The 13,501-nt window shown below is 63.9% G+C and carries 11 protein-coding genes, 1 tRNA gene and 1 pseudogene; 5 read left to right on the top strand and 8 right to left on the bottom strand.

Features of this window, described 5'->3' with window-relative positions; genetic code table 11:
• From EN943_RS03735 to EN943_RS03745, 3 genes and pseudogenes are all read right to left on the bottom strand, one after another.
• Window positions 1-448, bottom strand: a pseudogene (locus EN943_RS03735) (carbohydrate ABC transporter permease); the annotation flags it as partial.
• Window positions 445-1,305: a sugar ABC transporter permease gene (locus tag EN943_RS03740; protein ID WP_127411560.1), complete on the bottom strand. Its 861-nt coding sequence runs from the start codon at window positions 1,303-1,305 to the stop codon at window positions 445-447. The pseudogene EN943_RS03735 and the gene EN943_RS03740, both read right to left, overlap by 4 nt.
• Window positions 1,306-1,410: 105 nt before the next feature.
• Window positions 1,411-2,682, bottom strand: a complete 1,272-nt coding sequence (locus tag EN943_RS03745; RefSeq protein ID WP_127411561.1) for an ABC transporter substrate-binding protein — start codon at window positions 2,680-2,682, stop codon at window positions 1,411-1,413.
• A gap of 106 nt (window positions 2,683-2,788) precedes the next feature.
• On the opposite strand from EN943_RS03745, the gene EN943_RS03750 reads away from it, so the two are divergent.
• The 4 genes from EN943_RS03750 to EN943_RS03765 all read left to right on the top strand — a co-directional run bounded on the left by EN943_RS03750 (window position 2,789) and on the right by EN943_RS03765 (window position 5,370).
• Window positions 2,789-3,661: a helix-turn-helix domain-containing protein gene (locus EN943_RS03750; RefSeq protein WP_127411562.1), complete on the top strand. Its 873-nt coding sequence runs from the start codon at window positions 2,789-2,791 to the stop codon at window positions 3,659-3,661.
• A gap of 321 nt (window positions 3,662-3,982) precedes the next feature.
• Window positions 3,983-4,058 (top strand) — tRNA-Phe (locus EN943_RS03755).
• Between the two features lie 155 nt (window positions 4,059-4,213).
• Window positions 4,214-4,654 carry a hypothetical protein gene (locus EN943_RS03760; protein WP_013533589.1) on the top strand — a complete coding sequence of 147 codons (441 nt, stop codon included), beginning with the start codon at window positions 4,214-4,216 and terminating at the stop codon, window positions 4,652-4,654.
• Between the two features lie 131 nt (window positions 4,655-4,785).
• On the top strand, window positions 4,786-5,370 hold the full coding sequence (locus EN943_RS03765) for a hypothetical protein (RefSeq protein WP_245475574.1): 585 nt from the start codon (window positions 4,786-4,788) through the stop codon (window positions 5,368-5,370).
• A gap of 33 nt (window positions 5,371-5,403) precedes the next feature.
• Here the strand turns inward: EN943_RS03765 and EN943_RS03770 are convergent, their stop codons facing one another.
• From EN943_RS03770 to EN943_RS03780, 3 genes are read right to left on the bottom strand one after another with little or no spacing between them, the layout of a single operon-like run.
• Window positions 5,404-6,288, bottom strand: a complete 885-nt coding sequence (locus EN943_RS03770) for an alpha/beta hydrolase-fold protein (protein WP_127411563.1) — start codon at window positions 6,286-6,288, stop codon at window positions 5,404-5,406.
• Window positions 6,289-6,310: 22 nt separating this feature from the next.
• On the bottom strand, window positions 6,311-8,362 hold the full coding sequence (gene fhuB, locus EN943_RS03775; protein WP_127411564.1) for a Fe(3+)-hydroxamate ABC transporter permease FhuB: 2,052 nt from the start codon (window positions 8,360-8,362) through the stop codon (window positions 6,311-6,313).
• The gene (locus tag EN943_RS03780) at window positions 8,355-9,224 is read right to left on the bottom strand and encodes an ABC transporter substrate-binding protein (RefSeq protein WP_127411565.1); all 870 of its coding nucleotides are present in this window, start codon (window positions 9,222-9,224) and stop codon (window positions 8,355-8,357) included. The genes fhuB and EN943_RS03780 overlap by 8 nt, the downstream gene beginning before the upstream one ends.
• Before the next feature lie 505 nt (window positions 9,225-9,729).
• Between EN943_RS03780 and EN943_RS03785 the strand changes: the two genes are divergently transcribed.
• On the top strand, window positions 9,730-10,077 hold the full coding sequence (locus EN943_RS03785; protein WP_032808338.1) for a hypothetical protein: 348 nt from the start codon (window positions 9,730-9,732) through the stop codon (window positions 10,075-10,077).
• Between the two features lie 86 nt (window positions 10,078-10,163).
• On the opposite strand, the gene ggt is transcribed toward EN943_RS03785, so the two are convergent.
• A complete protein-coding gene (ggt, locus tag EN943_RS03790) occupies window positions 10,164-11,903 on the bottom strand; it encodes a gamma-glutamyltransferase (RefSeq protein WP_127411566.1) in 1,740 nt (579 codons plus the stop codon).
• Between the two features lie 247 nt (window positions 11,904-12,150).
• Entirely contained in the window at window positions 12,151-13,443 is a 1,293-nt protein-coding gene (gene rhaI, locus EN943_RS03795; protein WP_127411567.1) for an L-rhamnose catabolism isomerase, read from the bottom strand.
• Window positions 13,444-13,501 lie beyond the last annotated feature (58 nt).

Here is a 13,501-nt window from a genome sequence, read left to right on the forward strand (position 1 = left end):
GCGGCACGATCAGCGCCACCCAGGTGTTGGCGAGCTTGAAGTCGCGCGCCACCATGATGAATTGCGGGATCAGCACGACCGCATAAGGCAGCGTGATGGTGCCCAGGATGATGGCGACGACCACGCCCTTGCCGAAGAACTGGTAGCGGGCCAGCGCCCAGCCGGCCATCGACGTCAGCAGCACCGACAGGATGGTGTACGTCACCGCCACCGAGACCGAAATACCGATGGCGCCGACGAAGTTCGTATCACGCTGCAGATTGTTGAAATTGTCGATGAAATTGCCGTGCGGCAAAAGCTCGATGCCGGGGCTGAAGATGCCGTTATCCGGCATGGTCGAGAACACCACCATCATCCACAGCGGAAACAGCCAGATCAGTGCCAGCGGCGTCAGTAACAGATGCAGAGCGATGCTGCGTCCCAGTCTGGCGGAGGAGCGCGAACTCATTTCGGTTCCCTCGTCAGCCACAGCTGCGCCAGCGTGATGGCAATCGCCAGCCCGGCCATGGTGTAGGCGACGGCCGACGCATAGCCGAAATTGAGCGACCGAAAACCCTGGCGGTACAACAGCAGGCCAAGCGTCTCCGTGCCGCCTCCTGGCCCGCCGCGCTCGGTGATCAGGAAGGGCTCGGTGAACAGCTGCATGGTGCCGATGATCGACAGCACGAGGCAAAATACGATGACCGGCTTCAAGAGCGGCAGGGTGATGTGGAAGAACTGCTTGAGTTTGCTGACGCGGTCGAGCGTCGCCGCCTCGTAGACGTCTTCGGGAATGGACTGCATGCCGGCGAGCAGGATGATGGCGTTGTAACCTGCCCAGCGCCAGGTCACCGCGATCATGATCAGCGCCATCGCCGGCGTGACGTTGGAAAACCAGTCGATCTTGGGCAGGCCGATGCTGTTCAGGAGCTTGTTGATGATGCCGAAATCGAGGTTGAACATCAGCCGGAACACCGCCGAATAGGCAACCTCGCCGACCACCACCGGGGCGAAGAAGGCAAAGCGGTAGAGGCCGCGCGCCTTCAAGAGCGGCGAGTTCAAAAGCACCGCCATGACGAGCGCCAGCGAGATCATCACCGGCACCTGGATGACAAGGATGAGCAGCGTGTTCTTCAGGGCATTGAAGAAGGCCGGATCGCCGATCAACCGGCCCCAGTTGAAGCCGGGCGCGAACCGCCACGGCACGGTGCGCGTCGCCTGGAAGGAGATCATGAAGGAGCTGATGATCGGCCACACCCAGAAGATCGCGAAGATCAGCAGATAGGGCGTGAGGAAGCGATAGGCCGTGGCGTTGCGATTGCGCATTTTTGCCTCCTTCCCGCGTCCAAGGGGTGGCGCGCCCTGAAACGCCCGGCGCGTTCGGGAATGGTCCCAAGCGGCATCATGCCCCCCAGGACCATCTCGTCCAGATCAAGATTTGACGGGCAGTCCGGTCGCCGCCGCGATCTGGCTTGCGGCATCGTCGAGTGCCGCCTTGGCGTCCGGATAGCCGCCGGCCAGATACTTGGTCTGCACGGCGCGGACGATGATTTCGGCGTCACTCTGGAACTGCGTGCCGCGGCTCGGAACAACTTTCGGCAAGGTGCCGAGAATGTCCTTCCACACCGCCTGGCCACCCCAGTAAGGCAGGCCTTGCGCGACATAGGGATCGTCGAGCGCCGAGATCAGGGACGGCACCAGGCCGAACTCCTTCAGCATCGTGATCTGGCCTTCATTGGTTCCGAGCGTGTATTTCAGATAGGCATAGGCAGCCTCCTTGTTCTTGGAAGCCGAGGTGATGGCCAGCGAGGACCCGCCGAGATTGGCGGCGCGCGGCCCATTGGCGGTGAGGCTCGGCATCAGATAGACGCCCCATTTGCCGTTTTCGCCGGCAGATTCGGTGCGAATGGTGCCCTCATACCAGCCGCCATAGATCTGGGTGGCGACGGTGCCGGCGGTGTTGTTGGTGATCTTGGTGCCCCAGTCGGCCGACGAGATGATGCCGGCGTCCTTCATCTCCTTGACCTTGGTCATGGCATCGACGCATTTGGGCTGGTTGACCGTGATCGTTTGTCCGTCCTCGGAGAAATAGGCGCAGCCCTGTTCGTTGGAGATCATGCGGAAGAATTCCGAGTCGCCGTTGAAATCGGCATTGGTCATCGAGACGCCTGGGTTGGCGGCCTGGATCTTCTTGCCGACGGCGATGAAATCATCCCAGGTCTTGATCGAAGCCGGATCGACGCCGGCCTTTTCGTAGAAGTCGCGGCGATAAAAAGCGGCCACCGGGCCGGAATCCCACGGCATCGCGTAGGCCTTGTCGCCCACTTCCAGCTCGGTGCGTTTGAAATCGGGGAATTTCGCCTGATCCTCGGCGGTGTAGCCCAGCGTATGCAGGTCGACGAAGCAGTCGGGGAACTGGCTCCAGTAATTCTCGGCCTCACCGTTCTCGACGGTGACGATGTCGGGCAGGCCTACGCCGCCGGCCGCGCAGCCGGCGATCGACTTGTCGTAAGTCGGCTGGTTGCCGAGATCCTGGACCGTGACCTTGACGTCGGGAAATTGCTTGTTGAAGCCGGCAATGGTCGCCTTCAGCGATGAAGCCGCGACATTCCAGCTCCAGATGGTGATTTCGCCGGATTGCGCGAAGGCCGGGGCTGAGCCCAGGGCAAGCGCGAGCGCGGCGCAGGTCATTGTGATGCGCATTGAAATCCTCCCATTTCATTTGCTCTCTCACTGTGAGCGTGGCTAGACTATTCAGTGGGCAAGGCCTGTCGCCGTCAAAGGGAATGTGAAATTGGCGGAAAGTAAGATGCCTGAACGGCCGTTCTACCAGCCTGGGGCCAGCAGTGTGGAAGGCCTGCCGCTGCTCCTGCAGATGTTTCACACCAATCCGTTGGTGATGCTCAAGCCGCATTGGCACGCCCAGGTCGAGGTTAATTTCATCGTGCGCGGCAGCGTGCATTACCGCATGAACGATCACGAAATTTCGCTTTCGGCCGGCGAGATGTGCCTGTTCTGGGGTGGCCTGCCGCACCAGATGGACGATTTGTCCGACGACGCCATCTATGCCGGAGCGCATCTGCCGCTGGTGCATTTCTTCCGGCTGCACCTGCCCACGGATATAAGGCACCGGCTGATGACAGGCGCAACACTGGTGACATCAGCCACCGACCAGTCCGACAACCATAATTTCGAGCGCTGGAACCGCTACGCCCGGTCCGGCGACCAGGCCAAGGCCGAACATGCCGTCAACGAATTGCTGCTGCGGCTGGAGCGGGTGCGGTTCGAGCCTTACCAACTGGTATCCGCAACTCCGACCGACCAGGAAACAGGCAGCCCCTTCGACCAGCAATCGTCGCGCAATGTCGGACGCATGTGCGATTTCATCGCCGAAAACTTCCTCTACGACATCGATTGCGTGAACATCGCGGCGGCCGCCGACATCCATCCCAAATATGCCATGAGCCTGTTCAAGAAATCCACCGGCATGACACTCAACGAGTATGTGAACCTGTTGCGGTTGAGCTATGCGCAGGCGCTTTTGATGCATCAGGACGCCAATGTGCTGCGCGTCGCCATGGATTCGGGCTTCGGCTCGCTCAGCGCCTTCAACAAGTCGTTCCGCAAGCTCGCCGGCATGTCGCCTTCCGATTTTCGCCGCGGCGTGACCGGCGTCAGATAGATGGCGGCGACCTGTGGCGCGTCTGGCGCCGCGAAGCATTGTGCGCCGCGATTGTCGGCTGAAAGACATGTCACGGCGTTTCAGCCTGCAATAAGGACGCGGACAAGGGTGACGAGGGCCGGATCGTGCCATGGCGTGCGCGATTCCAGCCTGCAAGCAGCATGGAAACCGGGGCACCGCACGGCATCGCTTTTCCTGCCTGAAATCGCCACCTAGGCGCTGGACAGGCCGAATTCCCGTGCTATAACCCACGCGCTTTCAAGGGGCGCCCCACAGCGCCTCGATGAATTCCGGTCAACGCGTTTTCGTTTGCCGGAACAGGCCCAGATAGCTCAGTTGGTAGAGCAGCGGACTGAAAATCCGCGTGTCGGTGGTTCGAATCCGCCTCTGGGCACCATTCTCCCAAGGTCCGTTCTGGACACACCACGTCGCGCTGCCGCCTGCATCGCCAAGTGGAATCACTTTGCGCACATTAGCCCGCCGGCGGATTTAATTTGCTTGGCCGCCCCTCAACCCTAGGGCAAACTGCCTGCCGGGGCTGCAGGAGGTGAAATGAGAGCACGCGCAGCAACGCTTGGGGATCTGGAGGATGTCTTTCGCGGTCTGTCCAAGCGGATGTCGGACGAATACGTCGCTGCCGGCAAGGACAGCAAGATCGCCTACGACAATCTGATGATGAATTTGAAGGAAGGCCGCGCGCACGCGCTTGTCGAGGGCGACAAGGCCGTGGCGATCATCGCCTGGCATGAGAACAGCGACGCCGCCGACACGCTGTTCGCCGCACGGGAGGACTTCTTCCGTGCCACGACCGTTCGCTTCTGCAAGCGGCATATCAGGCACATCCAGGCGCTCGCCGGCAACCTCGCCATCCACTCGCGCAGCTGGCTGCAGGGGCCGGACGTCGCAAGATGGTTTGGCGTCATCGGCTATGTCGAGCGCGGCCGGGAGAACGGCGCCACTTTGTTCGAGCTGCCGCCGGCTCGCATCGGCTAGGGAACCTTGGGCTGGTGAAGATCCCTTGCCGGAAACACCGCCACCCCCTCGCCATCGCCCGTACAGGTTCGTCGATGCGGGTCACCTTCTTCGGCTCCAGGCGCCCTTGCTCGGCGGCCTTTTGAACGGCCTTGGCAAGCGGCTTGCGCCGAGCGCCGATTGGCGGGATGTTATGGGAGGGCAACCGGGGGCAAACCGGCACGCTGAGACAGATATGGCTGCTGGAAATGTCACGAGCTTGCTTCGCCTTTCTTGCCTTTGTTGCCTTGATGAAGCCGGTAGAGGCAGGCGAGTGGACGTCTCATCTGCTTGACCGGCCAAGCCTGGCAACCGCCTATTTTCGCCAAGCGGATCTTGTGACTGCATACGCGACCGCAATGGCGCGCTTCCGTCTGCAGCTCGCGGGGCGAGCCGGCGAAAACAACCTTGCGGTTGCTCTCGAACCACTGCTTTTGCGGGCGGAATTCCGTGCGCGGACATGGCGCTCGGCGGACGGCAGCCTGTTGCAAGGCTTCGCCGGCAAGGGCGGCTTCCGGCTGACTATCGGGAACTGCCTGGCGCGCATCTGCGCTGCCAGCGAATGCAGCGATGCCGGTTGGCCGGTTTACGCCTGCAGCGACGGAGGCAAGCGCAAGATGTCCGTCACAGATTTTGTGACGGCAAACTTCGGCGGCGTCTCCTACCGCCGATTGAGCGCCTCCCCCTTACAGGAATGACAGCGCGAGGCGCCGACCGCCTTGCTGCGGCGTTCAGCAAAGGGCGGTATCCTTCCGCACCGCAAACGCAGCCTGCACCGCGCGATTGACCGTCACCGGCAGGATCGACATGTGGTTCTCGCCGGCGTGCAGCTCGAAGCGCGCACGCACGCCCGGGAGAGCATCAAGACGCTGCGCCATCGCCCGCGCGAATTCATGGGTGCGTGTCACCTTCTTCTGTTGCAGGCGCTTTTCCTCGTCCTCGGCGCCAATCTGGAACGGCGCCAGCTTCTCGGTTTCGTACTCGCCGGCCGACAGGATCATGGTCGCCACCAAACCATCGGGAATGGCGGCCTCGAAGGTTTCGAGGAAGCGGTCGATGGCCTGCTCTTCCCAATAGATGGCGGGGCTCGCCGCGATCCAGGTCTGGAAGGAAGAAGGCCGCGTGAACAGGGCGTAGAGCGCGAATAGGCCACCGAAAGAATGGCCGTAAAGCGCCTGGCGGCTTGTGTCGATCGTAACCCGACTGGCGACCCACGGCTTCAGCTCGTCCTCGATGAAGGCAAGGAACGCCCCTGCGCCACCGGTCCGGACCTCGGGCGTGCCCTCGTAGAAGGGCGGATAGGTCTTGCCCGGCGGGGGGCCGAGATCCCATGAGCGGCGCAGCGGATCGTAGCCGCCGTCGATGGGATAGCCGATGGCGACGATGACGCCCCAGCCGACATTGGTGCCCGTGGGATAGAAGGCCTGCGCGCGCATGGCGTCGACCGCCGTGCCGATGACGGCGTTGCCGTCGGTCATGTAGAGGACCGGCCAGCCGGCTTCGGGCACCGGCCCTGACGGCACGTGCAGGAATATCCGCCAGGGCGCGCCGCCATGCACCGGGACAAGATCGTGGACCGTGGTGTCGGCGATCAGGGCGGGCGTCGACTTCGACATCGATATCTCCACAGGCAAAAGGTCAGCGGCGGCGCAGCAGCCACATCAGCACCGGGCCGCCGATGAGCGTGGCGACGAGACCGGCCGGGATCTGGCGCGGGAAGATGGCGGTGCGGCCCACCCAGTCGGCGGCGACCATGATCAGCGCGCCGGCGAGCACCGCGCCAACGGCCTGCGGCAGCGCACGGGAGAGGCCAAGGCGACGGGCAAGGTGCGGCGCCATCAGGCCGATGAAGGTCAGCGGACCGACGATCAGCGTCGAGGCTGCGGTGAGTGCCGCGACCACCAGCAGCACGAAAAGCCGCGTCCTCTTCAGGTCAATGCCCAGGCCTTGAACGGCGGCCGAGCCGAGCGGCAGGATATCGAGCCAGCGCATGAAGAGAGGCGCGAGCGCGAAGAGGCAGACGGCGATGCCGCCGGTCAGCAGGGCAGCGCCGGCATCGACGCCGTAGGTCGAGCCGGTCAGCCAGTTGAGCAGCAGCATGGCACGCGGATCGCCGGTGGCAGTGAGCACCAGGATCAGCGCGTCGAACAAGGCCGTCAGGGCAACGCCGGCAAGCAGCAGCCGCTCCGGCGCATAGGCGGCACGGCGGCCGATCGCCAGCGTCACCAGCAAAGCGGCGAAGGCGCCGATGGTCGCCGCCGCCGTCTGAACCGGGCGTCCGGCATCGGAGAGCGCAAACAGCGCCACCATCATGCCAAGCGCGGCGCCGGCGCTGATGCCCAGAATTTCAGGGCTGGCCATCGGATTGCCGGTCAGCCGCTGCATCATCAGCCCGGCGAGCGCCAGCATCGCGCCGGCACTCAGCGCGGCAAGCACGCGAGGCCACCGCCACGACAGCAGTGGCTGAAGCTCGTCGCCGAGAGCGAAGGTCCAGCCATGCGGGCCCGGCCCATAGAGCAAGGCCAGCCCCAGCAGCAAAAGCAGAGCCACGCTGATCGCCGCCAGCATAAGGCCGGGCCGGCTTGCGCGCGGCAGGCGCGCGGCCATCAAGGTCGGGGCTTCCGAGCCAAGAGCAAGGCGCGGCAGCAGCCAGAGCAGCAGCGGCGCGCCGAGAAGTGCCGTGATCGCTCCGGTCGGCAGCAGGTCGCCTTGCGGCCCGGTGGCGATCTGCACGGCCTGGTCGGCAGCCCACAACAGCGCCCCGCCGATCAGCGGCGCCATCACCAGTTGCTGGCCGAGCCGCCGGGCACCGCCGATGCGCGCGAGCGTCGCCGCGGCCAGGCCGACGAAACCGATGACGCCGACAGCGGCAACGACAAAGGCAATCAGCGCGACTGCGGCCGCCAGTCCGGCGAAGCGATAGGCGCCGAGCGGCACGCCAAGGCTGCGCGCGCCTTCATCGTCGAGGCCAAGCAAGGTCAGGGGCCGCACCATGAGGAAGATCGCCAGCGCAGCAGTGCCGATGCGTGGCAAAAGCCACAGCGTCGTCGACCAGTCCTGCTGGCCGAGCGAACCGGCGCCCCAGACGAACAGGCTGGCCAGCCATTCATGCCGCAACACAATGAGCGCGGCCCCGATGGCGCCGGCATAAAGGCTGACCACAAGCCCCGCCAGCACGACCGAAAGCGGCGACAGGCCCTTGTGCCAGGAGAGAGCGAAGACGGCGGCAAGGGCCATGAATGCGCCAGCCAGCGCCACCCATTCGCGGCCGAAGGCAAGCAGGGAAGGCGACAGAAGCGTCGCCAGTGCCAGCGCCAGATAGGCACCGGCCGAGACGCCCACCGTTTCGGGCGAGGCAAGCGGGTTGCGTAGAACCTGTTGCAGGACGGTGCCGGCAAGCCCGAGCGCCGCACCGCACAGAAGACTGACGGCAAGCCTGGGCAGGAAGGCGTAGTGGATGAGAACCTGCCGCATGTCATCGATGTCGGGGGCGGCGAGCGATTGGAGCCAGAGCGTCGATGGCAGCTGCACGGTGAGGTTCGAGACGGTTGCCGCTGACGCTGCCGCGAGCAGCACCGCGCAAAGCAGGATCGCGCCTACCGGCTGATTGCTGAAAAAGCTCCACGCGGAGGCCCGGCCGGCAGATGCATGCTTTCCCCCTTGGGCAATGGCCGCAGCATCCTCAGCCACGGGCGGCCTCCACAGTCATCGCCGACGCCAGGACCCGAGCAAAACGGGTGGCGGACGGAAGCGCGCCAAACATCAGGACGGCAGGAAGACGCATGATCGAGCGGTTCCGCACGAAGGGCATGGCATTCCAGACCGGACTTTCGGTCAGCGTGCCGCCGGCCCCCTCAGGCAAGGGTTCGAGATAGGCGAGGCGCGCATTGCTGGCTGTTGCCAGCCCGTCGATGCCGACGGTCGAAAACCCCCAGTAATTGGTCTCGGCCGTCCAGGCGTTGCTGAGCCCGATGCGGTCGAACACCTCCTGAAACAGGCTTTTTGCGCCGTAGACGCGCGCATTGCGCGGGTCGAGGAAGCTGACGACATAGATCGGCCGTGCCGAAAGCGGCTCCAGTTGCTGGCGAACCTCCGAGAAATACCCATCTGTCGCCGCGATCAGCGCCTCGCCTTCGCTTTCCTTGCCGACAAGCCCGGCGAGCTGGCGCGTCGCCTCGAGCGCGCGCCGATAGGGCTGCCCGGCTTCGGTGTAGAGACCGATCGTCGTCACCGGAGCCACGCGTTCGAGCAGCGGCTTGATGCCGTCGAGATATGGCATGGACAGGATGATGTCGGGCCTGAGCTGCTGCAGGAATTCGAGATTGGGCTCGAGCAGCGTGCCGAGATCGGCGATGTCGGGCGGCAGCGGCGGCTCGACCACCCATTTCTCCCAGACCTCCCGATCGGCAATGGCCACCGGGCTGACGCCGAGCATGAGCAAGGTCTCGGTCAGGCCGTCATCCAGGCAGACGATGCGCAACGGACGGGCTTCAGCCGTGGAGGTGCCGGCGAACGGCAGCGTGAAAAGCCCGAGCGCCTGGCGCCGGGTCATCCGGCTGCGCAAGGGATCGGGCACGGCTCTCGACTGGGGCTGTTGGTCTCTCTGCAATGCGGCGTGCCCTGCTTTTGGGATATGGTCTCCAGTGACCACTGCCCGGTGACTATGAAACATGAGTTTACTAGTCAACATTTAGATGGCCTGGCAAGTCAACTTTCATGCACCGCTTGTCAGGCGCAGCCGCCCACAGGCCGCAAAGCGATTCGCCCGTACAACAGTCCTGTGCGACGTCACGCTCACCGAAAATCGCTGCCCCGCGAAGTACAATCCACGTCGCGCATCATTTTTCCTCCACGAATGCATTCCAGGATGGATGGTCCCACGCGTGCCATCGGGCAGGCGCGCTCTGGATTGGGTTGCCTGAAAAGGCAACGAATCAAAAAACCGGCGGCGGCCGTCGCCAGAAGGTGTAGAAGACCGTACCGAACGCATTGAAGGGAGTGCGATCGGGTTGCGCTCGGCAAGGCTTGATGGTTTGTTGCCGCTATACGGAGAATGAATGATGCGAGAGCCTGCCGGTCAAGACGAATACGGGTCGACGAACCCTTTCGATCCGGACGACCTGCCAACCTTGAACGCAATCGGCCCGAGCATGGGAAGCGGCAATGATTTCGAGAGATATGCCGTTGCCGTGATCATCGTGTTCGGTGCGCTGATCATCGGCGGGCTGATGGCCGCATCGATGGTCTTCGGGCACCGCAACGGCTTCCTCTTCGCGCTTGGCGGCGCCACGTCCGCCTGGATATCCGGAAACGCGCTGCTGCTCGACCGGCCGCGCATCTATGCGCTGTTCGTCGGCATTGCGGCCTTGATGCTGGTTGCGTCCACCCTCACGCTGGTCTTGTGACGGCCACATCGGTGTGAGCCGATCCACTTGAGCAGCGGGCGATTAACCCGAATCGCCACGCTGCACCAAGCTTTTCCTCCGAGCTATCAGTATCCGAGCGCCTCGCCGGAGGCCGCCCGGCTGTCGATGGCGCCGTTGTAGCGCGCGCCGCCGCCTTTCTCGATTTCCGCCAGGCTCTTGCCGCCGACCAGGATGCCGGCCGCCTGCCCCCAGGTCTGGTCAGCGAGATCGAGGTGATATCCCATGCCGGCCAGAAGCTTTTCTGTGTCCGGCGACAGGCCGAACGGCTCGACATAGACCTTGTCGGGCAGCCATTGATGGTGGATGCGGGGAGCGTCGATCGCCTCCTGGATGTTCATACCGTGGTCGATGACGTTGACGATCGCTTCCAGCGTGATGGTGATGATGCGCGAGCCGCCGGGACTGCCGATGACCATGAACGGCTTGCCGTCCTTGGCCACCACGGTCGGGCTCATCGACGACAGCGGCGTCTTCTTCGGCTGGATGGCGTTGGCCTCGCCCTGGACCAGGCCATAGAGGTTGGGCACGCCGGGCTTCTGGGTAAAGTCGTCCATCTCGTTGTTGAGCAGGATGCCGGTGCCGTCGGCGACGACGCCGGCTCCGAAGGAGCCATTCAGCGTATAGGTGACCGCGACCGCATTGCCTTCATCGTCGATGATCGAATAATGCGTCGTCTCCTTGCTCTCGCCAAAGCCTTTCGGCATCAGATCCTGCGACACGCCGGCCCGGAACGGGTCGATCTTGTCGCGGATATCCCTGGCATAGGCCTTATCAAGCAATTTCGAGACCGGATTGTCGACGAAATCGGGATCGCCGAGCGCGGAATTGCGGTCGACATAGGCGTAGCGCATCGCCTCGACCATGACGTGGACCGTGTCGGCCGAACCCGCACCGAGATAGGACAAGGGATAGCCCTCCAGAACGTTGAGGATTTCGCAGATAATGACGCCGCCGGAGCTGGGCGGCGGCGAGGAGGTGATCTCGTAGCCGCGATAGGTGCAGGTGACGGGCTTGAGTTCACGCACCGCATATTGCTCGAAGTCGGGCTTGGCGAGAATGCCGCCCTTGGCGCCGCCCGCCTTGACGATGGCATCGGCGATGGCGCCCTTGTAAAAGGCGTCCGTACCCTTTTCGGAAATGGCGGCGAGCGACGCCGCGAGATCGGGCTGGACCAGCCGCTCGCCGATGCCATAGGGCTTGCCGTCGGGTTTCAGGAATATGGCGGCGGCCGCGGGATCCTTCGCCAGCCTGTCGGCGCTGCCAGCAAAAGAGGCGGCGTCGCCCTGGTTGAGGATGAAGCCGTCCCTGGCATAGCCGATTGCCGGCGCCATCAGATCCTGTCGGGACAATTTGCCGTATTTTTCACGGGCCATCTCCAAACCGGCGACGGAACCCGGCACGCCGACTGCGAGATAGCCGTCAAGGCTGGCGCCCTTCACCGGGTTGCCGTCCTTGTCGAGATACATGGTCTTGGTGGCCGCCAGCGGCGCCCGTTCGCGGAAATCGAGAAAGGTCGATTTGCCGTCCTTGAAGCGGATGGTCATGAAGCCGCCGCCGCCGATATTGCCGGCATTGGGGTAGACGACTGCGAGCGCATAGCCGACGGCAACCGCCGCGTCGACAGCATTGCCGCCCTTCTTCAAAACGTCGATGCCGACTTCGGATGCCAAGTGCTGGGCCGTCACCACCATGCCGTGCTCGCCCTTGGCTGGCGCCGGCGATGCGGCGAAGACGCTCGTCAACGGGGCGAGCGCGAAGGTGATGGAAAGACTGGCGGCGATCAGTGTCCGACGGTTGAGAGGCATGGCGGTTCTCCGGGCGGGGATGCGCCTAGAAGACCGTGTTGGACTGGTCGAGTCCACTAACAATTAAAGGAGCGCGAGAAAGAGCCCCCCTCACCCGGCTGTCGGCGCTGACGCCAGTCTCTTCTCCCCAGCGGAGGTGAGGCGTGGTCCGCGCAGCGGGCGAAAAGCCAACTGCTTGGCTTTTCGAACAACGAACGCCCGGAGGGCGGTGGCCGCGAAGCGGCCGGATGAGGGGGCCGGCTCGGCCTCAGACAATCCCGCCGCTCCCGCCGGCGACCGCCGGCCGTTCTGCCGCGACTTTCGTCCGGTAACCCGCCGCTCGATAGGCGGCGACCGGATCGATGGCGCCGCCCGTCTTCAGCCGCGCCATAGCGAGGATCGGCTCGACATCGGTGCGGTAGGCGGCTTTCAGCGTCTGCGTCGCCATCAGCGCGTCGTTCAAGTCCTGAAAACCTTCCAGCGCCTTGCGGTCGACGAGCAGCGCCTGCGCATAGGCGCGCTGCACTTCGGCCGCCGACAGCATCAGGCTTTCGATCGGATCGGTGACGTTGTGGCTCTGGTCGAGCATGTGGGCCGGGTCGAAACCCTCGGCGCCGGAAAGCTCGGCGTCGACCAGTTCGTTGAAGACGAGGAACAGCCGGTAGGGGTCGATCGAACCGGCGTCGAGGTCATCGTCGCCATACTTCGAGTCGTTGAAGTGGAAGCCGCCGAGTTTCTTGAACTGGATCAGCCGCGAGACGATCATCTCGATGTTGACGTTGGGGGCATGGTGGCCGAGGTCGACGAGACAGAACGCCTTGTCGCCCAACTCCTGCGCGATCATGTAGTTGGTGCCCCAGTCCTGCACGACGGTGGAATAGAAGGCCGGCTCGTACATCTTGTGCTCGCTGAACAGCTTCCAGTCGGCGGGCAGTCCGGCGTAGATCTCCTTCATGGCGTCGAGATAGCGCTCGAACGCCTTGGCGAAATTCACCTGGCCCGGGAAGTTCGAGCCGTCGCCGATCCATACCGTCAGCGCCTTGGAGCCCAGCGCCCTGCCGATCTCGATGCATTCGAGATTGTGCTCGACCGCTTGCCGGCGCGTGCCGGCATCGGCATGCGACAGCGAGCCGAATTTGTACGAGAGCTTCTGGTCCCTGGCGTCGGAAAAGGTGTTGGAGTTCATGGCGTCGAAGCCGAGGCCAAAGCGCGAGGCGGCCTGCTTCAGCCGGTTCGGGTCGGCCTTGTCCCACGGAATGTGCAGGGAAACGGTCGGCGTCGCCTGCGTCAATTGCTGGATGACGGCGCAATCCTCGATCTTGTCGAAGATGTCGCGTGGCTCGCCGGCACCCGGAAAGCGGGCAAAGCGCGTGCCGCCGGTGCCGACGCCCCAGGACGGGATCGCCACCGCGAATTTCTCGACCTTGTCACGGATGGCATCGATGGCGATGCCGCGACGGTCGAGCCGCTCGCCGAGCGAGGCGTAGTCGCGCTCGAGGTTGGCCTTGCGCGCGGCGTTGTCCGTGTCGACGAGGTCGGCGGAGATGATGGATTCGGACAAGTGCTGGTTCCTCCCAAATATGTTCGGGCAGCGCTGCCCCTCATCCGCCTGCCGGCAC

This window comes from Mesorhizobium sp. M7A.F.Ca.US.006.01.1.1, from assembly GCF_003997935.1.
In the GTDB taxonomy this organism is placed as follows: Bacteria; Pseudomonadota; Alphaproteobacteria; order Rhizobiales; family Rhizobiaceae; genus Mesorhizobium.

Coding starts and splice junctions, on each gene's coding strand:
- EN943_RS03740 (WP_127411560.1), bottom strand. CDS start 1,305: ATGCGCAATCGCAACGCCACGGCCTATCGCTTCCTCACGCCCTATCTG.
- EN943_RS03745 (WP_127411561.1), bottom strand. CDS start 2,682: ATGCGCATCACAATGACCTGCGCCGCGCTCGCGCTTGCCCTGGGCTCA.
- EN943_RS03750 (WP_127411562.1), top strand. CDS start 2,789: ATGCCTGAACGGCCGTTCTACCAGCCTGGGGCCAGCAGTGTGGAAGGC.
- EN943_RS03760 (WP_013533589.1), top strand. CDS start 4,214: ATGAGAGCACGCGCAGCAACGCTTGGGGATCTGGAGGATGTCTTTCGC.
- EN943_RS03770 (WP_127411563.1), bottom strand. CDS start 6,288: ATGTCGAAGTCGACGCCCGCCCTGATCGCCGACACCACGGTCCACGAT.
- EN943_RS03780 (WP_127411565.1), bottom strand. CDS start 9,224: ATGACCCGGCGCCAGGCGCTCGGGCTTTTCACGCTGCCGTTCGCCGGC.
- EN943_RS03785 (WP_032808338.1), top strand. CDS start 9,730: ATGATGCGAGAGCCTGCCGGTCAAGACGAATACGGGTCGACGAACCCT.
- ggt (WP_127411566.1), bottom strand. CDS start 11,903: ATGCCTCTCAACCGTCGGACACTGATCGCCGCCAGTCTTTCCATCACC.